The following is a 21808-nucleotide window of genomic DNA, read 5'->3' on the forward strand; positions in this document are numbered from 1 at the left end:
TTTTATTCAGTTTCAGTGATTTGGAAAAGTTTGATGTTGATTTTAAAATCTTTGTGTTGAAGATTGATTGTCTCTGCAAAAGTAGGTTTTTTAGCTTCAAAAGTAAAATTGATTTTCTCCTTATTATTCTTTGTATAAACAATTTTTGTGAGAAGAGAATTTTCTTTGTTGAAAGACAGATAATAATTTTTTTTATCTAGTTCTGATCGAAAAATACTAAAGTTTTCATTTTCAAAACTTTCAGCAACAGGATATTTTTGTCTTAATAATTCCTGAAAATCATTTTTCAGAAAATTAATCACCATTTTTTTGTTTAAATCTGCCAAAACATAGTTGAGCTTAAAATCATTCTCTGATATTTCAAAATCAATCATTTTATTCCCAAAATCAGAGGTCATTACAACTCGATGTGTGGTTTCCGAAATCTTTTTAATAATTAAAATTCCGCTGATATGATTTTTATAAATATCCATGTGACATTTATAAACGTAATCTTCTTTTGATGAAAAGTATAGATTTTCAACCGTTTTTTCTGTGTTTGATACCGATTTTACATCTTTTAGCTGATAAGATTTACAAGAAACCAAAAGCAAAAAAAACGAACTATAAAGAAAACTCTGAAGCAGGAATCGGCGCATTGATTTTGGTGTTTTTGAAAACAATATTGGTTGTGTCTCCCGTAGCTTCCGTCATATTAACTTGAGAAACGGTGGTTTGGTTTTTAGGAAAACTCAACTCGATTTGCTTGATGTACTTTAAAAGCTGTGCAGATTTGGGAGTAAATTTTGCAATGTTAAAATTCCCATTTTTAAAATAAGCTACAGAGAATTCAGGATCATTGAACATTTTTCCATTCGAACTTCCCACTATTAATTTGTTGATTTTTTCAAAAGTTTTGCTCTTTGCATCAACCGAAGATTTTTTCCCTTGGTCGTTGATGAAGATTTTATTTTCCTTAAAAATAATGCTGTACTGATAAGGTTTTGTGTATTTCCAGCTCAGTGTATTTGGTGATTTTAATGACATTCTGCCTTGTGTGACGATGTTTTTATCCAGAAAATCCATTTTTTTAGTTTGAACAAAATCGCTCTGCAAAGTTTTAATCTCTTTTGTTTCAGCAGAAATTTTTGTCACGAATGCTTTAGATTCAGCGCTCGTCATTGCTGTGTTCTGTGCAAAAGCAAAAGTTGAAATTAATAAAAGTGCTATAAAAGCTATATTTTTAAACATTATTTTTAGATTTAAATATTGAATTAACAGTGAAAGTTGAATACTTTTGACGCTCCAAAAATAACAATAATTCGACCAAAACTTGATAAGTTTTCTCTGAAGTATCGTGAAGCAGGATTATGCTTCCTTTTTTTAGGCTTTTTGTAATTTTTTTAAAAATTATATTCTCATTAGAAATTACGGTATCCAAGGAACGAACATTCCAGCCGATACTTTTCTTATTCGTTTTTTTGATTGCTTTTGCAATATTTGGGTTGGTTACCCCAAAAGGTGGTCGATACAAATCAGTTTTAATATCTCCTATTTTCAACATTATTTCATCACATTTTTCAATTTCCTGAATCATTTTTGAAGTCGATAAAAATCCTGTGTTATTGGAATGCGAATAAGTATGATTTCCAATTGTGTGACCTTCCGCAATAATTCTTTGGAACGTTTCGGGATATTTTTCGATCTGTTTTCCGATGCAGAAAAAGGTAGCTTTTATATTGTTTTCCTTTAATAAATCTAAAAACTTCGTTGTAAATTCAGTTGGTCCGTCATCAAAAGTCAAAGCGATTTCTTTGATTTTTGTTCGTTTATGGGTAAAACTGTTGACAAAATAGCCTAATTGAATATCAAAAGAACCCCAAACCACAACTGCAGAAAAGAGTATAAAACAGAAAATGTAAACCCAAATTGTTCCTTGAAATGCGTAAATAAAGAAATTCAAGAAAAGATAAAAAATAATAAATGGATAATGTTTCATCTTTATTGTTTTTGGATTTAAACTTTAACAATCTGTTTGTCATTCCGTAGGAATCTCGACAGTATCTTAAATTTGCTTAGATTCCACGCTCCACTTCGTTTCGCTCTGAATGACAAAGACTCTGATTATTTTCACAGAAAATAATCTAGTAAATTAAGCTTTCTCCAACAAAACCAAACTATGGTCGCTTCCTTTCAAATGATTATACAAAAGAATATTTTTAATGCTATCTTTTTTTACAGAATTAATCAACATCACTTCCGGAATCTTCTGATTTTTTATAATTTGACAAGCCATAAACGTTGAAAACCCGCTTGCCGTATTGAATTCTCCGCTCAAGTGTTTGTAGTAAAGTAATGAGGAGTTTGCAAATAGTTCAGAAGCATTTTTATAATAAACATCCGATTCTGAATCACCACTGAAACCTAAAATCACAGCATTAATATCTTGGTTTTTCAAATTATTTTTAACTAAAAAATCTTCGATGAATTGTTGAGTTTCATTTAATTTTAATGAGTTAATGATTTGAATATCTTTTAATTGTGCATAAGAAGTTTCCGTTTTCTCTTTTCCCAAAACAAAAAAGCTCGAACCTTCGCCCCAAATTACGCCTTCCGTTTTCGAATTCAAATAATCAACCGGAAGATTTTCTTCTTTTTTAATGGAATTATTCAGCTTAAACAATTCCATTGTTCTGTCGGTTTGTTCGTCTGTAGAACCTACCAAAACAATGTCTGCTTCGCCATCCAATATCTGAAGTTTTGCATCCAGCATTGAGAATTCCAGCGACGAAGAACAGTTGACGTAAGTGAAATTATAGCCGTGACATTGCAATCCCAAAGCAATCTGCCCGGAAACTGTATTGTGAGTTGACTGAATAAAAAATGTTGGTGTTAAAAACTCTTCATTATTTTCAAGAACATTTTTCAGAAACTTTTCAGAATCCTGAGAGCAGCCCATTCCTGTTCCGACGATGATGGCATCGGGTTTTTCGATTCCAGCTTCCTGTAAAGCTTTTGTGGAAGCTACTGAACTCATTTTTACCGTTTTAGACATTCTTCTGCTCATTGCTGGCGGAATGAATTCTTTGTAATTCGGCTCAATCGCTTTTAAAACCTGAACAGAATTTTCAGGCTTTAAATTGTCAAAAAAGTTTTCGTTTAAAGTGTCCTGAACCGAGATGCAGGCAGCACTGTTGATGTAAACTGCACTCATTATTTAGAAAAAATTAAAGTTGAACAGTTTCCGCCAAATCCAAACGAGTTGGAAAGTACGTGATTGATGTTTTTCTCTTTCAGTTCGGTAACCGGTGTCAAATCAAATTCTTCCATTTTGGTTTTGAAATTAAGATTTGGAAAAATCACATTGTTCTGCATCGCTAAAATCGAATAAACGGCTTCAATTCCCGCCGCCGCCGCCAAAGTATGACCTGTAAACGCTTTCGTAGAACTGAATTCCGGAACTTGATTTTCACCAAAAATCCGAATCATAGCAATGCCTTCAGACAAATCATTATTCGGAGTTGCAGTACCGTGAACGTTGATGTAATCGATGTTATCTTTATTTAAACCAGAAACTTTCAACGCTTTTTCCATTGCTAAAAAAGCTCCTTGTCCGTTTTCAGACGAGGCGGTTTGATGATGAGCATCGTTGGCATTTCCATAACCAGAAAGATAAGCTAAGACTTTTTTGTTTTCTTTTTTCACAACTTCATCAGATTCCAAAACGAGAAAAGCAGCTGCTTCACCTAGATTCAGACCCTTTCTATCGTTGTCAAAAGGCGTATTGTAAGAATCGGTCAAAATCATCAGCGCATTAAATCCATTCAAAGTAAACTTTGAGAGAGAATCTGTTCCGCCCACAATCACACGGTCAAGAACGCCGTTTTTAATGAGTTTTGCGCCCATCATAATCGCATTAGCTGCAGACGAACAGGCTGTGCTGATGGTAGAAACCATTCCTTTCAGACCCAACAATTCTGCAATCGCCAAAGATGAATTTCCTGCGTCGTGAGCGTCGATGTATTTTTGCTTTTCAGGAAAATCTTCGTAGGTGTAGAAATATTTTTCGGTAACATCCATTCCGCCCACGCTAGTGGAGGAAATGAGTCCGGTTTTGTGCTCGTTGATATCCGAAATTCCAGCGCTTTCTACAGCTTCTTTTGCGGCTACCATTCCCAACAAAGCTGTTCTTGTGACATTGTTGTCTTTATTTAGCTGAAGTTTCTTCGCAAGTTCCTCATTAGACAATTTTATCTCGCCTGTTTTGATGCTTCCGGCGTGGCGTGTTTCAAACAATTCGATGTCTGAAATGCCGTGTTTACCGGTCGTCAGCGAAATAAAATTTTCCTCAACATTGTTACCAATGGCGGAAATGATGCCCATTCCTGTAATGGCAATTTTTTGACTCATCTTTTACAAATGTAACAATGTAGCAATGTAACAGTTTACCAATAATTTTTAGGCTGTTACATTGTTAGATTGGTAAATTAATTTATTTTGTTCTGTTTTCTTCGATGTATTTTGCCATCACTTCGATAGACTGGAAGATTTCTTTCCCTTTTTTCGGGTCAGATAATTTGATTCCGTAGTCTTTGTCAAGAAGGACGATTAATTCTAAAGCGTCGATAGAATCCAAACCAAGACCGCCACCAAAAAGTGGGTCTGTATCTTTGATTTCTTCTACTGCAATGTCCTCAAGATTAAGAACTTCTATGATTTTGTTTTTTAATTCTAATTTTAAATCTTCCATAAAAATTAATTTGAAAATATGTTAATTAGATAATTTGAAAATGTTTTACAATTTAACAGATATTGGATCTAAATTAAATTTCGTCTGTTGAACAATTGTTGTACTTATTATGAACATTTTCAAATTAGCACATTTTCAAATTATCAAATTTATAATGTCAGCAAATATACAAAAGCTTTATAACTTTCCTGATATAGTTCGACCCACCCACACAAGACTTTCTCAGCTTTCCCTGATTGCAGAATCTGTGCTGCGTAGGAGTTTAAAAATTCCTCATCAAATTCATCCAGAACGAAAAATGCGTTTTCAGTCTGCATTTTATGTTTAATGCTAATTTCGCCAACGCAAATGTTAGGTAAAGTGTACACAAAAACAGCAGGACTCGGGAAATAATTTTCCTGAGAATTGATGCTTTCCTGATATTTAAAATCGGTATCGAGGCTTGATGATTTGTTGGCGAAAACCAAAGCTGTTTTGCTGTGGTTGTCATTTTTCAGAATCATTTCGGAAGCTAGAAATGCAAGTTTGCTGAGATTATCCATTTTATGAAATTTTGGATAATTCACTTCTAAACTTTTATAAGCTTCTTTTGCGAAATCTGAGAAATTTTCAGTTTTGCTTTCAAAAATAATTTGTTCGTTGACGGTTATTTTTGAGTTTTCTATGATGCAAATGTCTGTTTTCTTCATTGAGGATTTTCAAAAGTTTAAGGCTTTTTTGTTGGATTTTGATGAGTGTTGAAAACAGTGAACACCACAACTTCGTTATCTATCAATTCATAAATAATAACGAAAGGGAATTTTTGGATGTATGCTTCACGAAATTGGCTACTTTTTAATGAATAGTGGAGCGGATTTTTGGTAATTCTGCCAAAAAACTTTTGAACACATTTTAAAAATTTAAGACCTAGACCTTTTCGCTTGCTTTGATAATATTCTATTGCTTCCGCTAGATCGATGTGAGCTCTTGACTTTAAAATTAATTTATAAGTCATAGTCTTTCATCAACTTTTTCTTTACTTCTTCCCAAGTATATGAAGGTGTTTCTCCCTTTAAATGCTTTTCCCTTTCAATTTCAAGCTTCTCGTAATACCAATCCGGAACAGCGGGACAGTTGTCTTCTTGCTCTTCCACATCTATAATTCCATTGATAATGCGCAAAATTCTCTCATCTGCAATATCTATAAAGTCGTGAATTCTTTTTCTGATTTCTACAGTAGATTCCATTTCCTAAAACTTTAATTCTATCAAAAGTACAAAATTATTTTTATGCCTTTTCCAAAACTATAGCCGCATTACACCCACCAAAACCAGAAGCTGTTTTCAGAATATATTTGATGTCTGCAGTTTGATTTTCTTTAATAATATTCAAATCCTGAGAAACACCCATTTCTTCAAAGTTTTTGGATGGTATTAAAGTGTTTTTCAATGCAGATTCCATAGAAATAATGCTTTCCAATAAACCTGATGCGCCGAGACAATGCCCGTAATAACCTTTCATACTGTTGAGCGGAACATTTTGCAAATCCATTCGGTTAAATGCGATGGCTTCCATTTCGTCGTTGTAAAGCGTTGCCGTTCCGTGGGCGGAAATAAAATCGATTTGTTTGACAGAAACTTTCGCTTCTTTCATCGCATTTTGAATGCTCGCAAACAATCCGTCGCCGGTCCTTGAGGGTCCTGAAATGTGATTGGCGTCGTTAATCGCTGAGTCGCCTAAAACTTTGAACTTAAATTTGTCGATTTGTGAGATTCTTCCTTCGTCAGAATGACAACTGGTAATGTAAAGTGCTGCCGTGGCTTCGCCCAAGTTAATTCCGTTTCGGTTTTTATCATAAGGTTTGCAGGGCTCACTTCCAATTGCCTGAAACGAATTGAATCCTGAAATTACAAACTCGGAAATTTCATCACCGGCAATCACAAAAGCATCTTTGTATTTTCCTGCCAGAATCATATTTTTTGCAACAGAAATCGCCATTACTCCGGAAACACAAGCGTTTGAAATAACAATCGGTTTGGTTTTAAATCCAAAAAAATCTGCGAGTTTTTGCGCTAATTTTGAAAGGTAAACGCCTTCCGGCAAAGTGCTTTCGTTTTTTAATAAACTGATATTTCCTTTAGTCGTTGAAAGAATAAAAGCGGTTTCATCTGAAATTTGATGTCTTTTTACCAAAGGTTTTAGACTTAACAAAAACATTTTTTCAAGTCTTGTGAAATTTTCCGTGCTACTCTGAGCTGAGCCGAAGAGTTTTTTAAATTCCTCTTCAAGTTTTTCAGAATCAATTTTAGAAACGTAAAATGGATCTAGATTATCAATAACTTTATGCAAAGCCACGCCAGATTTTCCTTCCAGAAGTGCTTTCCAGTTTGATTCCACATCAAAACCCAAAGGTGTGACACAGTTATAGTCTGTAATGTAAATTTCTTTGTTCATTAATTACTAAAATTTTTGAATCTTTTTTGAAAAGCCAAAAGCCAAAAGCTAATCGCTAAAAGCCAATTATAATCCCATTTTATCTTTCCAGGTTTGGAAAAACTCCGGATTGTACAGACATAAATTATTCTCAGAATCCAGAAAAACCTGAGTGGTTTCTCCACTGCAGATCAATTGATTTTGTTGATTGAAAATCTCGTATTTATAAATCAATTTCGCCGAAACAGAATTCACAAAAGTGGTTACAATATTGAAAGTTTCGCCGTATTTCAAAGGAAGAAAATGTTCGCACGTGCTTTTCACAATAGGTGTTACAAATCCTGCTTTCTGAATGTCAAGATAGGTCAAACCGTGCTGTCTTCCGAAAGCTTCTCTTCCATCCTCAAAATACACGATATAATGCCCGTGCCAGACAATTCCCAGCGGGTCTGTCTCATTGAATCGTACGCGTACTTCTTCGGTACAAGTTAAATTTTTAGACTGCATTTTGTTTTCGTTCGTAAAGTAAAGAAATAGTCACCATCGCAATATAAAATAAAAATAGGAAAATCAGTTCTTTGGCAATTTCGCCAATGCCACTGTTTCTTAAAATAATATCGTAATACGCATTCAGTCCCCAGTTCATTGGGGAAAACTGCGCAATTTTCTGCATAAATTCAGGCATCAGAAAAACCGGAACCCAGATTCCGCCAATTGCTGCCAAGACTACTACAGAAGTCGCTCCAAAAGGCGCCGACTGTTCCTGTGTGTCTGAAACGGTTCCAATTAAAACTCCAAATCCAATCGCTGCCAATCCTGCAAAAAGAGTGACAATGAGAAGGTGGAACATTTTTCCGGTGACATCAAACTGAGGTAAATCCATCAAAGGGAAAAGCCAGATTCCCACTGCAACCATCAGCAAAAACTGGATGACGCAGATGATTAGATAGGTAAATGTTTTTCCTAAAATATGAATGTAATACGGCGTCGGGCTCACACGAACTCTTACGCTCGTTCCCTGGCTTTTTTCTTTAACTAAATTAATCGACAAAGGCACCACAATAAAGAAAATCGCAAACAAAGCCCAAGCCGGAACGTTGTGCTGAACGGAATTCGGCATCAGTTCTTCTTTGCCTTTGTTCGGTGTTATTTCTTTGAAGGTAATTGAGCTTTTGTTTTCAAGGTCTTCCGTCGTTCCGAGTTGGTCTTGGAAGGCTTTATAGATTTTTTTATTCTCGATTTCAAAAACCATTTTGTTAATGGCATTCATCACAGAATTTTTAAATCCGGCATTGGTTGCAGGATCGAAATAAAGATGAATGTCTTTCGCTTTTGAAGCCACAGCTTTTGTCGCAGTCGAATCGGTTTCCAAACCAAATGAGCTTACGACGGTCTGAACTTTAGAATCAATATTTGAATTTAAATCTTTCGTCAAATTTTCAGGAATGACGATCGCCAGTTGATAATCTCCCGTGAAAACTGCTTTCTCAGCTGATTTTTCGTTGTAATCGGTAACGAGTTCAAACGTTTTGCTGGTTTCCAGTTCTTTTTTTATGACTTTGGAAACTTCAGATTTGTCGTTATCAATAAAAATAATCGGTATTTTTGAACCTTCCAGATTTTTGAATGTCGAATCCTGAATTAAAGTAATCGTAATAATCAGCAATAAAGGCATTAAAAATATAATGACAATTCCGCCCGAATCTCTTTTCAGCAACTGAATTTCCTTGATGAAACTTCTCCACAATTTATACAACATCTCTCAATTCTTTTCCGGTTAATGAAATGAAAACATCCTCCAGGTTTTCAGCATTGGCAACTCTTTCCACCAATTCTTGCGGAGTTCCCGTTGCGTGGATTTTTCCGTGGTCGATGATGGCGATTTTTGTACAGAATTCCTCCGCTTCCGATAAGTGATGCGAAGTGTAAATAATGCAGGTTCCTTTTTTATTTAAATCTAAAAGATAATCGATAATTGCTTTTTTCGACTGAACATCAACGCCAACGGTCGGCTCGTCCAGAAACAGAACTTTCGGGTTGTGAAGCGTTCCTGCAATCAGGTTACAACGGCGTTTCATTCCGCCTGAAAACTGGTCGACTTTTTTATTGGCAAATTTCGTCAAGCCCATTAATTCTAAAGCTTCATCAATGGCTTTGTGAAGATAATCGTTCTTTAAGCCATACAGACTTCCAAAGAATAACAGGTTTTCCTTCGCCGTCAAAGTAGGGTAGAGCGCATATTCCTGTGGAACAACACCGATGATTTGTTTGATTTTCGAATTGTCTTTTTTAGGCGACAAACAGTTAATGGTAAAACTTCCTGAAGTTGGTTTAATCAAACCTGAAAGCATAGAAATCAACGTGGTTTTTCCTGCTCCGTTGGGACCGAGAATTCCATAAATTTCGTTTTTATCGATGTTCAAAGAAATATCATTAACCGAAAAGTCTTCCGAATTTTTGTATTTCTTGTACAGATTTTTTATTTCGATGATATTTTCCAACTTAAATCGCTTTTCTCAATTTCTTATAAAACGCCTCTTCCAAATCAGCAATATGAAGCATTGATTTTGAAAGCTGATTGTAAATGTCGCTTTTCGAATTTCTGTTCTTATAAACTCTTGCGATATCTACAGCAAAATCTCTCCAAAGGTCGCCGATTGCGGTAATTTCTTTAGATAATTCTTTCAACTCGTCATTTTTAAGAATCACTGAGGCTTCCTGTAAAAAAGCGCCGTAAATAAATCTGAATCCGCCACCGCCGGTCCCGATTTCTTCCTGCATTCTGATGAGTTGTCCGAGATAATGATTGGTCACTTTCGTACCTTTTTTCTCAGCCCATTTCGGGATGCTTTTTGCGACCCAACGCATCGCTTTTATTCCGATAATCGGAACGGGAGCGAGCATATTTTTGCAGGTATCTTTAATTCCTTTTTTAATAGCTTCTTCTAAGTTTACATTTTCAGGAATATGTGTAGGGAAATACATATGACCTTTCGGTGCGAGCGCGCCTTTAGCATAACGAACTTTTTCCAGTTCGGCTTCAGTCAGTGTTGTTGCAAAATCCATCACAGGGTCGCTGATAAGGAATTTTCCGTCTTCTTTTCCGTAAACCACCAAATTGTGGGCGTTGAAATGGAATTTATATTCTTCAGGAAAATAAGTAAGGTTAAAAACGCCTACCTGTAAACCTGTCGGGATATTTTGTTCTAAATTTTTCTCTAAAGCTGCCTGTGCTTCTTTTGGATTTGAAAATTTTACTCTTTTAATTTTAATTCCAAGTCTTTTTGCCGCTTTACTGAAAATTGCTCCCGGCATTGGGCGATAGCTAAATCCCGGTGCAAAATTTACTTTTAAAAATGGTAAATACACGAAAAACAATCCGGAACCAATTCCGAAAATCATTGGTTCGCTGAGTTTTAAACCTCTGTTGAGGAGTAAATTGGAGGCCACACCGTTTTCGCAGTGGGCTGTCTGGTGGTGTTCGAAGTTGATTTTCATTCGTTGTTTTTGTTTTAATACTCGTCATAACCTATAGCTATGTCATAATTGAAATAAATCCTTACACCAATTTCTGGATACAAAAAGCAAGTTGCTGGTTCTCCACCATATAAAGATTGTTTTATTTCTGTCGGTTGGTTTAAAGTTTCTAAAACAAATTTCTTATCAAGTATTTTCTTCTCTATATAAGACTTTAGTTCGCTTTTCAAACCTAAATGATGCGAGCCGTAATTATATTTGCCAAAATAATAATAGTAGCTTGAATTTTCTTCATTTACACTCTCAATTATTTCTTTTATTTTTTCTGCTGAATAATTTTTGTTTTTGAGCAACAACAGGAATAATGGATTTTTAGTGAATGATTTGAAAACAACGATTGCTTCATCTTCTTTAACCCAAGCATTCCAAGTTCTTGCTTTTTCCTCAAATTTATAACTAAAATCATTTATTGATTTGCCAACACTTTGTTCAGCTGAGCATTCTCACCTGTAGGCAAATAGCAATTAACATCCCAAGACTTTTGTTGCTTTAAGCTTTTCTTTTTCTGAGCTGTAATTAATCCAGAAAATAAAAGAAAAAGTAATATAATTTTTTTCATAATAATTTAACGTAGTTCACAGTAATAATTTTGCTCAGTTAAGGTCATTATGATTTCCCGTCAAAATTTTTTAATTCATCTACTGAAATTGCGAAAGTGTCGGCGTATTTTTTCAGGGTAGAATCATTTAGTTTTTTGAAAATATTTGGCTTAAAATGTTTTTTTACAGTCCATTTCCATTTGTTTACATAAGCTGCCAAAACCTGTATATCCATTTTGTTGAGTTCCATAAAATAGACAATTGGGCTGGCTATATTGTTGGCAACGTTTTGTTTTGCCTCTTCAATTCTTTCATTGATGAGCTCCATCGATTCGTCAAGGGCAGCTTTTTTGGCTTCCCAACCGATGCTTTGAGCGGTGGTGTAATTGTTATTTTCATCAGTCACATATAACATTTCGGTCATATTTGCTGATTGAAGATTGCTTTCGTCCTGTGGAATGTCTTGTTTTTTCATCTGATTCTTAGTTTTTCAATTCCTGAATAAACAAATTAATTTCTGCTCGTATCAGTAATTTTTCATTAATAAAAGTCTCGCAGAAAATGTGGCAAATGTTCTCGTATTGAAAAATCAAAGATGCTTTGGAAATGATATTATCGCCCACTTTAGGTAAGGCAAAAATCTCTATTTTTTTGATATTGGTAATGAAACCTATCACTTTAGTTTCAACATCTGGATTCTGGAAAAAACTTTGTCCAAGAATCGATGAACAGGTTTGTGCCACATTTTCTATCAATCCGGATTCCACAAATTCATTATTTAAAACAAAAATATTGTCTGCTTTAATTTCAAAAGAAGTGATGACAGTTTCCGGCGTCAATTCCAAAATGTAATCCGCCATCAGCATTGGTTTGCGATGGGGAAGAAAATTGTGGATGTTGATTAAGTTTTCGGCCTTCAATTCCATATTTTATTTTAAACACAAAAGTCACAAAAGCAATCGTAATTTCTAACTTTAGAATAATTTACTTTTTCTTTTGTGACTTTTGTGGTTTATTTTTATTATTTCACAACCGTTTTCATCTGCGATTTTGCAATCACTGTTTCATTGATTTTAGTTATAATTTCTACTAAAGTTACACCCATCATTTCATTCAGAATCGTGGCTTCAGAAATCAGTTGGTCGCCTATTTTCGGTAAGCTTTCAACTTCAACAGATTTGATGGCGCCAATGTAACCTGTCGGAGATTCTTTACCTAGAAGAAAATATTTGTAACCTGTATGCAAAGCCACTGTTTGTGCCTGATGTTCAATTAGTCCTGAAGCCTGAAAAGTGCCTTCGCTGACGAAAATATTATCTTCTTTAATGATAAATCCAGAAACAACGTGACTTTCAGAATAATCGGAAACTTCGCCAACCATTACGAAAGGAAACCTTTGCGGAATCAGACTTTCTACAAAATCTTTGTCGGAGTTTGGTAAGTGGCTTTCCATTAGCAAACCGTCAATAATGCACAAGAATACGCGAATCTTCCACTTTCCGGAACGCAAAGAAGGATTTTTTCACCTTTCTTCAATTTTCCAGAATTCATCAATTGTTCAACAGCGATGAAGATAGAACCGGCGCCGATATTCCCCACTTCAGAAAGATTGTAGAACCATTTTTCCCAAGGGAAATCCAATCCAACATTGGCAAATTCTTCCTTCAATCCATTTTTGAAATAACCGGATGAAATGTGCGCCAAAACGTGGTCAACAGATTTCGGGTCTAACTGATGTTTGTCGAAAGAAGTTCTCAAACTTTCTGCGCCTTTTACCAAAATATATTTGTCAAGGATTTTCGTGTCCTGTTTCAAAGCAAAGATGGATTGGTTCAACCATTCTTCCGCTGGATATTCTGCCCAAGATTTCAGGCTTCCGTCTTCCTGTTTTTCGCAACCTGAGTACATACAAGCTTCGATTTGGTGTGCATAAGAATAGAAATCAATCCATTCGATTCTTAGAGACGTTTCGTTTTCTCTTGGTTTATTTTCCAATAAGAATGCGCCAGCACCGTCAGATAACATCCATCTTAGGAATTCTCTTTTGAAGGCTACAATTGGTCTTTCTTCAAGAAGCTTCAAATTTTCTGCCTCGTGGTTGAATTTGTCCGCCGTCATCCAAGAAGAAAATCTTTCAGAACCTACGCAAACAGCATTGTTTTTCACATCTGCTTTTACAGAAAGGAAACCATAGTTCAAAGCGTTCATTCCGGAGTTGCAAAGTCCCATAGAAGTGTTGATTTCCACAGATTTTCCAATGTTCAGTTCGCCGTGAACCATTGAGGCGTGCGAAGGTTGGATTTGGTCTGCAGAAGTCGTTCCGCAAGACAACAGTTCCATATCTTCTTTCGTGAATTGGTCATCGAACAAACCTTCAATTGCTTTTGCCGTTATTTCGGCATTGGTGTGCGTCGGTTTGGAGTTGGTGTCCAAGGCATAATATCTCGTTTTGATTTGATTGTTTCTCAAAATCAATGCTCTGGCTTTAGATGGTTTGTCGTTTACCAGTCCCAAATAATTTTCCATTTCGTCATTGGCAATCGGATCATTTGGTAAGTACGTGGAAGACTTGGTGATATATACGTTACTCATTTTTTATTTTAAATTTATTCCTTGTAAATATTCTCTTTGTTTCTTTCTTTTGAACCACAAAATAGGCGTCAAAAGCAAATGGAATACCAAAACTATTGGTGACACCACCCATATTGCTGTCATCAAATATACCTTAAAGAATTTGATAAGCAAAGGTCGTTTTTCTTTTTTATTGATAATCAATTTGCTCCAAATGGTGAAAATCTTGTTCCCCACTTTTTCCATTCTTACGAGAAAAGGACGGATTTCCACTGCTCCATTTTTTACCAAATCTGGCTGAAGATTTGCAAAATCGTTTTTGTCTAAATAAGTTTTGATGATTTCGCCATATTTTCCTGCTCCATTGATTTCCTCATCGGAAACGCCGGCGGAAGGTAACATTCCGGATTTTTCTTTTTGTCCGGTTGTAAGCCAACGCAGGATTGTCAAAACGCTGGTGTAATTGTCGTGCCTGTCTACCAATGCGATGTTTCCAACCAATCTAGCATTCATTCTTTTCAAGTAAACTTTCAGTTTTTCCTGAGAAAGCATCCACATATTCCGCGTTCCGGAAATGGTTACGATTGGCGTGTCTTTTAAAATCTGCTCAGCAAATCCACTTTTCAAAAATGAAATAGTTGGAATTGATGGCGTGAGATACCAAACCTGATAGCCGAAAAGAATCAAATCGAATCTGGTGTTCAGAACTTCGTCGGACGGCGGGTGGATTTCGCTTGGGATTTGAAGATAAGATTCGGGAAAAGTGTTGAAAAAAACATCACTCGGCCACGGAAAAGGGAAATCTTCTTTCAGTTTGATATTGTAATAGGTGACTTTGTATTGTTCATTATTTTCAAACGGTTTGGCGATATTTTTTACAATATCTTCCAGTTGCCCTGTTTGTGTGTAATAAATGACAAGTATGTTTTTCTGCATCAATAATCTAATATAATTACAAAAATAAGATTTTCAAATTTATTATTTCTGTCTTAATACCTTAATTGATTCGGAATTATGGATTAAGTTAAAATTGAGATTCTCAGAAATTGAATTTTCTGTGTTGAGGAAAATAATCGTTTCCGGCAGATTTTGGATGCTAGAAAGGTCAAAATGTTGGTTAGAAATTAGAAGGACATCAATGGTTTTATTAATGTCAGAAAGGTTTCGAATGTAATTTATCTTTCGTTTTCTCACCAGATAATTTTGTTGAGCGATTTCTCTTTTTTCTTCATCTTTAATCAGTGAAAAAATTTTTCTGCTCGCTTGCTGTAAAGTGAGAAGGATGTCCTTTTGTCCAAAATCGTCCGAAATATGGAGGATGGTAGCATCTTTTGGAATATGCTTATTCAGCTCAAAATAAACAGATTTATTTTTATTAAAATCTTCTTTGACAGTCTTTACAACTTCCGTTTCTTTATAAAGGAAGCTTAAAAATAATTTCTTTTTGAAATAATTCTCGTCTTCAATTTCATTTCTCAGTTTGGCAAATTCGTTTCGGAAATAGGCATTGATTTTTTTTGTTCTCTCAGAATAATTCTCTCCGAAAGTCAAATCATCTTTTCTAATTCTGTCGCCCACTTTTATTGTGATACTTCCGTCGTAGATGATAAAATCGCCTTTTGGCAAAACTTCCGAATTCCCGTGAATGTAGATTGGCAAAATGTCTAAACTAAATTCTTCGGCCAAATAAAAAGCGCCTTTGTGAAAACGTTTGATATCATTTGTGTAAGACCTTTCAGCTTCTGGGAAAACCACTAATGAATAACCTTGTTCGATTTTTTCTTTCAATTTCTCCTTTCCATTTTCGATACCTTGGGAGACCGGAAAAAAACCTAAAGCTTTTACAAGTTTTCCGAAAATCGGAGAGTCGTAGACCCAGTCATTTACAAGGTAAACAATCTTATGCGTCGTCATTCCAATTGCCAGAGTATCAAGAAAAGATGTGTGATTTGCAATGATAATAGCAGGTTTGCTGAAGTCTTCGTTAGGATTTGCAATGATTTTTTTCTTTACAAAAGGATTTCCGTACAAAACGGAGGTCATAAATTTCGCCAAAATCAATTTGATAATATCTAAAGTTTTCCCTTTCGCATTTTTTACGAAAACACTTCCAAATGCTGAGAAAATCAATCCGCCCAAACCATAATATATAAAGAGAATCACCGAATGTAAGAACAGTCTGAAAGTGATCGGAGAAAGTCCTTTTTTAGTTCTATTAATAATTAAAAATCTAAACCAGAACGGATATAAAGTTGAGGTAATGATAATCACGGAAAGCATTCCAATCAAAGCGACTAATGCCAAAGAATGCAATGCCGGATGTTTTGCGAAAATCAAAGAACCGATGGATAAAATCGTTGTAAAAACTGCCAAAATAATCGAAATTCTGTACGTCGGAAGTTCATTTTTTCCTGTCGTATGTTCTTTCTGCATTGCTTTCGTGAGGAAAATACTGAAGTCATCACCAACCCCGAAAACCAAAGTGCAGACAACGGTGCTGAAAATATTTAATTCTAATCCAAGGAAATAGAGAATTCCCGCTGTGACAACTCCTGTTAAAACAATAGGAAACATCGTAAGCAAAGTCAATTCAAAATTTCTAAAGAAAACAATGATAGTGAGAAGGATTGCCAACAATGAGTAATTGATTAAGGTGTTGAAATCTCTTTTCAGTAAGCCCAAAAAGTTTTCGTTCATTTGTTGGCGGTCGATGGCGATGGCGTCGTGTTTCTTTTCAATATCTTTGATGAAAGCGTCTCTTTTCTTTTCATCCACTTTCACCACATTCGAAACCGTATAAAAACCATTTTCCTGACTGAGAAATTCTGAGATTTGAAAGGCTTTTATTGTTGAGTAATCTTTTAAACTTACAGTAGAGTAGGCTTTATTTAAATTTTCATTGAACTGATCGAAAGCTGAACTGTTGAAACCGAATTTATTTCCATTATTGACCAATTCAGAAATGGTTTGGTTTTTCTTGTTTTCGTCCCAGAAGCTTTGCCAGATTGCTACTTTTTTCTGCTGGTCTTCTTTAGATAAAACAACGTTTCCCAGAGAATTGTAGCTTAAAATTTTCCCTTCCTTTTTTTCTTTCTCCAAAAACTGACTCAAATCTGAGTTTCTTGCCAAAGCTTCTTCCTCAGAGTTTCCGTAAGAAATGGTGTAAATGGATTTTGAAGTGATGTCGGACAATTTTTCAAGTTTCGCCTCACTTATTTTTAAATCTTTCGGAATGTAATTGAGATCGCCAATATCTTCATTGAAACCAACATGGCGGAAACCAAACAAGCACGCAATAATCACGATCGAACAACCAATAATCAAAGGTTTGTTTTTCTCGTAAGGATAATGTCCGATTTTATCAATGAAATTAGCATTTACTTTCCCCGATTTTTCCTTCGGATGATACAGTTGCGGAACAATTATTAAAGCCAAAACTGACGAAAACAAAACCGTAATCGAAGCGAAAAGTCCCAAATCCTTCAAAGCTTCGGAACGGACAAAAACAAGACATAAAAATGAAACTGCCGTCGTTGCACTGCTCAGAATAATCGGTTGGGTAATTTCTTTGTAAAGCTCTTCAATATTGTTGTTATGCTTATAATGTGTGAGAATGTGGAGCGCGTAGTCGATGGTAATTCCGATCAAAATGGCACCAACACTTAATGAAATGGCAGAAATTTTATCTTTAATAAAATACAAAACCAACAACGCCAGCAAAACCGAAAATAAAGTCGGTAGAAAGATAACTATAGGTGTGAAAAAACTTTTAAAATAATAAATCAATAAAATCATCAACACAGTCATCGAAATAATCACCGTATTCTGAATATCTTTTTTGATTTGCTGGGCATTTGCAACCGCAATCACTGGCGAACCGAAATAACTTAATTCAGTTTTTCCTTTGAATTCTTTGTTGAGGTTGTCTTTGATTTCATTGAGTTGATTGACGAAAGCTTCGTTGTTTTTGGTGTCGTTGCTTTTATTTTTCGGTTCGATGAAAAGCAGAAGATTTTTTCCGTCTTTGGTTACGACGTAATTGTCTTCGAGTTTAAAATCTTTGCTGATGTTTAAAGCGTTCAGTTTTTTGATTCCTAAAAAAGTAATTCCCAATGGATCTTTTTTAATGAAATCTTTCGTGACCAAACTTGTCGGAGAAACTAATGAAACATAATTGTTCTCAACTTGTTTTGCAATGCTGTCTTTGTTGAGCTTTCTGTCAATTTCCTTGTAATCGTTTTCGTCTAAAAATAGAGGTAGATTCTGATTAACAAAATCAAACGTTTCCGAAATTTCGTTATCATTCACCTTTCCCTGAATCGAGCCGATATATTTTTGTAAAGGTTGTGTTTTTTCTAAAAATTTATCAGCTGTTTCGGATAACTGAAAGTTGTCGTCTTTCGATTTTTTTTCGATAATGACGATGATTTTATCTGAAAAGTTGAGTTGTTTCAGAACTTTCGCCGTCAGATCAGATTTTTCGCTTTTAGGAATGATTTGATTGATGTCTTCTTCAAAATTAATTTTTGAAGCAAAAAATAAACACAAAACAGCGACTCCCAGCGTCACCGCAACGGAAAAGATTCTGTTTTTGGAAATCAGATAATATAGATAGATGAAAAAGCGATGCATTTTGTATACTGAACAGGCAAATTTACTGCTTTCATTGATATAATTAATAACGACAAATTTTAAAATCCAGCATACTAAATGAGTGGTATAAAAAAAAACCTCTACTTTTGCAAAAATTTTCCAGTATGCCAAAGAATTTAGTAATCGTCGAATCACCAGCAAAAGCAAAAACAATCCAGAAATATCTGGGTAGTGATTTTGAGGTGAAATCCAGCTTTGGACATATCCGCGATTTGCCTAAAAAAGGAATGGGAATAGACCTTGCAAGCTTCACGCCCGATTATGAAGTGTCTGCTGATAAGAAAAAATTGGTGGCAGAATTAAAGGCTTCTGTGAAAAAAGCCGATATGGTTTGGCTGGCGTCCGATGAGGACCGCGAAGGAGAAGCGATTGCCTGGCATTTGGCAGATGAATTAAAATTAAAACCCGAAAACAGAAAAAGAATCGTTTTCCACGAGATCACCAAAAATGCGATCCTGAAAGCGATTGATAATCCGAGAGATATCGACCAGAATTTGGTCAATGCACAACAAGCAAGACGAGTTCTGGACAGAATCGTAGGTTTCGAAATGTCACCGGTACTTTGGAAAAAAGTGAAAACCGGACTTTCCGCAGGACGTGTACAATCCGTTGCTGTAAGATTGGTTGTAGAAAGGGAAAAAGAAATCCGTGAGTTTATACCGAAACCTAGTTTCAAATTGGAAGGGATTTTCCTTAATAATGCTCAGCAGGAAATCCTGGCGAAATTGAAAAAAGATTTCGAGAAAGAAGCTGATGCAGAGAACTTTCTTAATCTGGCAAAAACTACAGACTTCAAAGTTCTGAATGTAGAAACCAAACCAGGGACAAGAACAGCTTCTGCGCCGTTCACAACTTCTACTTTACAACAGGAAGCATCTTCAAGACTTGGATATAACGTAACTTCTACGATGCGTTTGGCGCAGAGACTTTATGAGGAAGGATTCATTACTTATATGAGAACAGATTCTGTGAATCTTTCTCAGGAAGCGATCAACGGTGCGAAAGCGCAGATCATTTCAGAATATGGTGAGAATTATTCCAAACCAAGAAATTACACCACAAAATCATCTTCTGCACAGGAAGCTCACGAGGCGATCCGTCCGACAGATTTCGCTTTGAAATCCATTGGTGATGTGCAGTTGAATAAATTATACCAATTAATTTACAGACGAACTCTGGCTTCTCAAATGGAGAATGCGAAAATTGAGAAAACTGTGATCGAAATTGGAAATTCCAAGTTGCCACAACATTTCGAAGCACAAGGTGAAGTGATTATCTTCGATGGTTTCCTTAAAGCTTATGGCATCGTGAAAACGGAGGACGAAGATGACGAAAGCAACGAAAAATTGTTACCGAAAGTTTCCATTGGCGAAGCTTTAGATTATAAAAAAATTACTGCGACAGAAAAATTTACAAGACCATCTGCAAGATTTACGGAGGCTGGTTTGGTGAAGAAACTGGAAGAGTTGGGAATTGGTCGTCCATCGACTTATGCCCCAACAATTCAGACGATTCAGAATCGTGGCTATGTGGATAAACGAGAACTCGAGCCACAAACAAGAGAGATCGTAAAAATGACATTGGGCAAATCCGGTGTAAAAAAAGAAGTGCTTGAAGAGAAATTTGGTGGTGATAAAAACAAATTTATCCCAACCGATATTGGTGAAGTTGTGAATGATTTCCTGACCAACAATTTTGCGGAGATCCTGGATTACGGATTTACAGCAAAGGTTGAGGAAAGTTTTGACCACATTGCAAGCGGCGATCAGAAATGGAAAGAAATGATGACGGATTTCTACTCCAAATTCCATCCAAGGATAGAAGATGTTGAGGAAAATGCAGACCGCGCGAATGGCGAAAGAATCTTAGGAGTCGATCCAAAATCCGGTAAAAACGTTCACGCAAGAATCGGAAGATTCGGACCGATGATCCAGATTGGTGAACAGGATGACGAGGAGAAGCCAATTTTCGCTTCATTGATGGCACATCAGAATATCGCAACAATCACTTTGGAAGACGCTCTGGAAGTGTTCAGACTGCCTTTTGATTTGAAAGAAGTGGACGGACAACCCGTTGCTGTCGGTGTTGGAAGATTCGGACCTTATGTGAAATGGGGCGAGACCTATATCAGCATCCCGAAAGGTGAAGACCCGCTCTCTGTAGATCAAAACCGTGCAGAGGAAATCATCAACGAAAAGAAAGTGGCAGATGCGCCAATCGCAAGCTACAAAGGTGAACCAGTGACGAAAGGAACCGGAAGATTCGGACCGTTTATCAAATATCAAAGTATCTTCATCAACGTTCCGAAACGTTATAACTTCGATAATCTGTCTCAAAGCGACATCAATGAACTGATCGATGCGAAACTGGAGAAAGAGGCCAACCGATACATCCAGCATTGGGAAGCAGAAAAGATCTCCATCGAAAATGCGAGATGGGGACCGATCGTGAAACACGGAAAGAACATCCACAAGATCCCGAAAAAGAAGGACGACACCAAATATGAAGCAGAAGATTTGAAAGATGTTTCATTAGATGAGGTGAAAAAATGGATCACGGCGCAAGACCCAAAAGCCTTCGTTGAGAAAAAGAAACCAGCAGCCAAAAAAGCTACGACAGCGAAAAAGCCTGCTGCAAAGAAAGCACCGGCGAAGAAACCTGCTGCTAAGAAATAAGAGTTTTTAGACTTAATATAAAACACCTTTTGAAATCTTCAAAAGGTGTTTTGTTTTTGTTTGTGAAAAACTTCCGGGAGATTTATTCTTCAATTAGGCTTAACTGACCGAAAATTTCTTTTTTGCTTCGTCACTTATAGGTGTAAAAAAATTAATTAAATTCCCATCCGGATCACGAAACAACAAAGAACGATTACCCCAAGGCATTGTAGTTGGTTCCTGAACAATGTCATTTGTTAAATCCTTAATTTTTAGATACTCAACATCTACATCATCAACAAGGAATTCTATGATAACACTTTTATTTGTCGCAGGCTCAGCAATTCCTTCTCCAAAAAAAGCCAATGTACGCGTACTACCGATTGCTAATGTGAAAGATTTTGACGTGATCTCTGCAAAATCATCAGTCGACCATCTGGCTGCTGAGCCTGTTGCTGCTTCAAGGAACAGAACTAATCGCTTGATGTCAGCGGTAATAATTCTTATTGATATTAAATTTGTAGTACCCATTTTATTTGTTTTAAATTATCTGGTACAAAAGTAAGGTCACATTATGACAAGAGTATGTCAGTTAGAATATGTTTTGATGACTACATATAATTTTACGCTATTTGTCACTCTGACGAAGGAAGAATCTCGTGTATAGCTTAGCTTCTTCATTTCACTGCGTTACATTCAGAATGACAGAGTTA

General features: G+C 35.9%; 24 protein-coding genes. 1 reads left to right on the top strand and 23 read right to left on the bottom strand.

The features are described 5' to 3' along the window. Positions 1-2: 2 nt before the first annotated feature. The 22 genes from lolB2 to OPU68_RS01660 all read right to left on the bottom strand — a co-directional run bounded on the left by lolB2 (position 3) and on the right by OPU68_RS01660 (position 18420). Complete coding sequence (gene lolB2 / locus OPU68_RS01555; RefSeq protein WP_498472198.1) at positions 3-638, bottom strand: flexirubin biosynthesis protein LolB2; 636 nt, start codon at positions 636-638, stop codon at positions 3-5. Then, on the bottom strand, positions 604-1230 hold the full coding sequence (gene lolA2, locus OPU68_RS01560; RefSeq protein WP_498472199.1) for a flexirubin biosynthesis/transport protein LolA2: 627 nt from the start codon (positions 1228-1230) through the stop codon (positions 604-606). The genes lolB2 and lolA2 overlap by 35 nt, the downstream gene beginning before the upstream one ends. Next, a complete protein-coding gene (locus OPU68_RS01565; RefSeq protein ID WP_498472200.1) occupies positions 1223-1978 on the bottom strand; it encodes a polysaccharide deacetylase family protein in 756 nt (251 codons plus the stop codon). The genes lolA2 and OPU68_RS01565 overlap by 8 nt, the downstream gene beginning before the upstream one ends. A gap of 153 nt (positions 1979-2131) precedes the next feature. Beyond that, a complete protein-coding gene (locus OPU68_RS01570; RefSeq protein WP_498472201.1) occupies positions 2132-3193 on the bottom strand; it encodes a beta-ketoacyl synthase N-terminal-like domain-containing protein in 1062 nt (353 codons plus the stop codon). Next, entirely contained in the window at positions 3193-4389 is a 1197-nt protein-coding gene (locus OPU68_RS01575) for a beta-ketoacyl-[acyl-carrier-protein] synthase family protein (RefSeq protein WP_498472203.1), read from the bottom strand. Before OPU68_RS01575 ends, OPU68_RS01570 begins: the two co-directional genes overlap by 1 nt. Positions 4390-4471: 82 nt before the next feature. Next, positions 4472-4729 carry a phosphopantetheine-binding protein gene (locus OPU68_RS01580; RefSeq protein ID WP_498472204.1) on the bottom strand — a complete coding sequence of 86 codons (258 nt, stop codon included), beginning with the start codon at positions 4727-4729 and terminating at the stop codon, positions 4472-4474. 149 nt (positions 4730-4878) lie between these two features. Further along, positions 4879-5418, bottom strand: coding sequence for a 3-oxoacyl-ACP synthase (locus OPU68_RS01585; protein ID WP_498472205.1), 540 nt, complete (start codon positions 5416-5418; stop codon positions 4879-4881). A 17-nt stretch (positions 5419-5435) separates the two neighbouring features. Next, positions 5436-5723, bottom strand: coding sequence for a type II toxin-antitoxin system RelE/ParE family toxin (locus OPU68_RS01590; protein WP_498472206.1), 288 nt, complete (start codon positions 5721-5723; stop codon positions 5436-5438). Further along, positions 5713-5955, bottom strand: coding sequence for a hypothetical protein (locus OPU68_RS01595; RefSeq protein ID WP_498472207.1), 243 nt, complete (start codon positions 5953-5955; stop codon positions 5713-5715). Before OPU68_RS01595 ends, OPU68_RS01590 begins: the two co-directional genes overlap by 11 nt. 40 nt (positions 5956-5995) lie before the next feature. Further along, positions 5996-7162, bottom strand: a complete 1167-nt coding sequence (locus tag OPU68_RS01600; RefSeq protein WP_498472208.1) for a beta-ketoacyl synthase N-terminal-like domain-containing protein — start codon at positions 7160-7162, stop codon at positions 5996-5998. A gap of 66 nt (positions 7163-7228) precedes the next feature. Continuing rightward, a complete protein-coding gene (locus tag OPU68_RS01605) occupies positions 7229-7648 on the bottom strand; it encodes an acyl-CoA thioesterase (RefSeq protein WP_498472209.1) in 420 nt (139 codons plus the stop codon). After that, positions 7638-8900 (bottom strand): ABC transporter permease, encoded by a 1263-nt coding sequence (locus tag OPU68_RS01610; protein WP_498472210.1) that lies wholly within the window; start codon positions 8898-8900, stop codon positions 7638-7640. Before OPU68_RS01610 ends, OPU68_RS01605 begins: the two co-directional genes overlap by 11 nt. Then, positions 8890-9642: an ABC transporter ATP-binding protein gene (locus tag OPU68_RS01615; RefSeq protein WP_498472211.1), complete on the bottom strand. Its 753-nt coding sequence runs from the start codon at positions 9640-9642 to the stop codon at positions 8890-8892. The genes OPU68_RS01610 and OPU68_RS01615 overlap by 11 nt, the downstream gene beginning before the upstream one ends. A gap of 1 nt (position 9643) precedes the next feature. Then, positions 9644-10639 (bottom strand): BtrH-related acyltransferase DarH, encoded by a 996-nt coding sequence (gene darH / locus OPU68_RS01620; protein ID WP_498472212.1) that lies wholly within the window; start codon positions 10637-10639, stop codon positions 9644-9646. 14 nt (positions 10640-10653) lie between these two features. Beyond that, complete coding sequence (locus tag OPU68_RS01625; RefSeq protein ID WP_498472213.1) at positions 10654-10974, bottom strand: hypothetical protein; 321 nt, start codon at positions 10972-10974, stop codon at positions 10654-10656. A 110-nt stretch (positions 10975-11084) separates the two neighbouring features. After that, complete coding sequence (locus OPU68_RS01630) at positions 11085-11237, bottom strand: hypothetical protein (RefSeq protein ID WP_498472214.1); 153 nt, start codon at positions 11235-11237, stop codon at positions 11085-11087. 47 nt (positions 11238-11284) lie between these two features. Continuing rightward, positions 11285-11692 carry a flexirubin biosynthesis protein DarG gene (gene DarG, locus OPU68_RS01635; RefSeq protein WP_498472215.1) on the bottom strand — a complete coding sequence of 136 codons (408 nt, stop codon included), beginning with the start codon at positions 11690-11692 and terminating at the stop codon, positions 11285-11287. Positions 11693-11699: 7 nt separating this feature from the next. Beyond that, entirely contained in the window at positions 11700-12143 is a 444-nt protein-coding gene (locus tag OPU68_RS01640; protein WP_498472216.1) for a hotdog family protein, read from the bottom strand. A 95-nt stretch (positions 12144-12238) separates the two neighbouring features. After that, positions 12239-12670: a hotdog family protein gene (locus OPU68_RS01645; RefSeq protein ID WP_498472217.1), complete on the bottom strand. Its 432-nt coding sequence runs from the start codon at positions 12668-12670 to the stop codon at positions 12239-12241. Further along, positions 12670-13809 (bottom strand): dialkylresorcinol biosynthesis protein DarB, encoded by a 1140-nt coding sequence (gene darB, locus OPU68_RS01650; protein WP_498472218.1) that lies wholly within the window; start codon positions 13807-13809, stop codon positions 12670-12672. Before darB ends, OPU68_RS01645 begins: the two co-directional genes overlap by 1 nt. A gap of 3 nt (positions 13810-13812) precedes the next feature. Next, on the bottom strand, positions 13813-14724 hold the full coding sequence (locus OPU68_RS01655; protein WP_498472219.1) for a dialkylresorcinol condensing enzyme DarA: 912 nt from the start codon (positions 14722-14724) through the stop codon (positions 13813-13815). A 42-nt stretch (positions 14725-14766) separates the two neighbouring features. Then, entirely contained in the window at positions 14767-18420 is a 3654-nt protein-coding gene (locus OPU68_RS01660) for an MMPL family transporter (RefSeq protein ID WP_498472220.1), read from the bottom strand. Positions 18421-18545: 125 nt separating this feature from the next. Between OPU68_RS01660 and topA the strand changes: the two genes are divergently transcribed. Continuing rightward, entirely contained in the window at positions 18546-21116 is a 2571-nt protein-coding gene (topA, locus tag OPU68_RS01665) for a type I DNA topoisomerase (protein WP_498472221.1), read from the top strand. Positions 21117-21215: 99 nt separating this feature from the next. Here topA and OPU68_RS01670 read toward each other — a convergent pair whose 3' ends face one another. Continuing rightward, complete coding sequence (locus tag OPU68_RS01670) at positions 21216-21626, bottom strand: VOC family protein (protein ID WP_498472222.1); 411 nt, start codon at positions 21624-21626, stop codon at positions 21216-21218. Positions 21627-21808: the final 182 nt, after the last annotated feature.

The organism is Chryseobacterium sp. TB1-D10 (genome assembly GCF_059803555.1).

What these genes read in the sequence shown, in the direction of transcription:
- lolB2 (WP_498472198.1), bottom strand. Translation starts at nt 638, where the DNA reads ATGCGCCGATTCCTGCTTCAGAGTTTTCTTTATAGTTCGTTTTTTTTG.
- lolA2 (WP_498472199.1), bottom strand. Translation starts at nt 1,230, where the DNA reads ATGTTTAAAAATATAGCTTTTATAGCACTTTTATTAATTTCAACTTTT.
- OPU68_RS01565 (WP_498472200.1), bottom strand. Translation starts at nt 1,978, where the DNA reads ATGAAACATTATCCATTTATTATTTTTTATCTTTTCTTGAATTTCTTT.
- OPU68_RS01570 (WP_498472201.1), bottom strand. Translation starts at nt 3,193, where the DNA reads ATGAGTGCAGTTTACATCAACAGTGCTGCCTGCATCTCGGTTCAGGAC.
- OPU68_RS01575 (WP_498472203.1), bottom strand. Translation starts at nt 4,389, where the DNA reads ATGAGTCAAAAAATTGCCATTACAGGAATGGGCATCATTTCCGCCATT.
- OPU68_RS01580 (WP_498472204.1), bottom strand. Translation starts at nt 4,729, where the DNA reads ATGGAAGATTTAAAATTAGAATTAAAAAACAAAATCATAGAAGTTCTT.
- OPU68_RS01585 (WP_498472205.1), bottom strand. Translation starts at nt 5,418, where the DNA reads ATGAAGAAAACAGACATTTGCATCATAGAAAACTCAAAAATAACCGTC.
- OPU68_RS01590 (WP_498472206.1), bottom strand. Translation starts at nt 5,723, where the DNA reads ATGACTTATAAATTAATTTTAAAGTCAAGAGCTCACATCGATCTAGCG.
- OPU68_RS01595 (WP_498472207.1), bottom strand. Translation starts at nt 5,955, where the DNA reads ATGGAATCTACTGTAGAAATCAGAAAAAGAATTCACGACTTTATAGAT.
- OPU68_RS01600 (WP_498472208.1), bottom strand. Translation starts at nt 7,162, where the DNA reads ATGAACAAAGAAATTTACATTACAGACTATAACTGTGTCACACCTTTG.
- OPU68_RS01605 (WP_498472209.1), bottom strand. Translation starts at nt 7,648, where the DNA reads ATGCAGTCTAAAAATTTAACTTGTACCGAAGAAGTACGCGTACGATTC.
- OPU68_RS01610 (WP_498472210.1), bottom strand. Translation starts at nt 8,900, where the DNA reads ATGTTGTATAAATTGTGGAGAAGTTTCATCAAGGAAATTCAGTTGCTG.
- darH (WP_498472212.1), bottom strand. Translation starts at nt 10,639, where the DNA reads ATGAAAATCAACTTCGAACACCACCAGACAGCCCACTGCGAAAACGGT.
- OPU68_RS01630 (WP_498472214.1), bottom strand. Translation starts at nt 11,237, where the DNA reads ATGAAAAAAATTATATTACTTTTTCTTTTATTTTCTGGATTAATTACA.
- DarG (WP_498472215.1), bottom strand. Translation starts at nt 11,692, where the DNA reads ATGAAAAAACAAGACATTCCACAGGACGAAAGCAATCTTCAATCAGCA.
- OPU68_RS01640 (WP_498472216.1), bottom strand. Translation starts at nt 12,143, where the DNA reads ATGGAATTGAAGGCCGAAAACTTAATCAACATCCACAATTTTCTTCCC.
- OPU68_RS01645 (WP_498472217.1), bottom strand. Translation starts at nt 12,670, where the DNA reads ATGGAAAGCCACTTACCAAACTCCGACAAAGATTTTGTAGAAAGTCTG.
- darB (WP_498472218.1), bottom strand. Translation starts at nt 13,809, where the DNA reads ATGAGTAACGTATATATCACCAAGTCTTCCACGTACTTACCAAATGAT.
- OPU68_RS01655 (WP_498472219.1), bottom strand. Translation starts at nt 14,724, where the DNA reads ATGCAGAAAAACATACTTGTCATTTATTACACACAAACAGGGCAACTG.
- OPU68_RS01660 (WP_498472220.1), bottom strand. Translation starts at nt 18,420, where the DNA reads ATGCATCGCTTTTTCATCTATCTATATTATCTGATTTCCAAAAACAGA.
- topA (WP_498472221.1), top strand. Translation starts at nt 18,546, where the DNA reads ATGCCAAAGAATTTAGTAATCGTCGAATCACCAGCAAAAGCAAAAACA.
- OPU68_RS01670 (WP_498472222.1), bottom strand. Translation starts at nt 21,626, where the DNA reads ATGGGTACTACAAATTTAATATCAATAAGAATTATTACCGCTGACATC.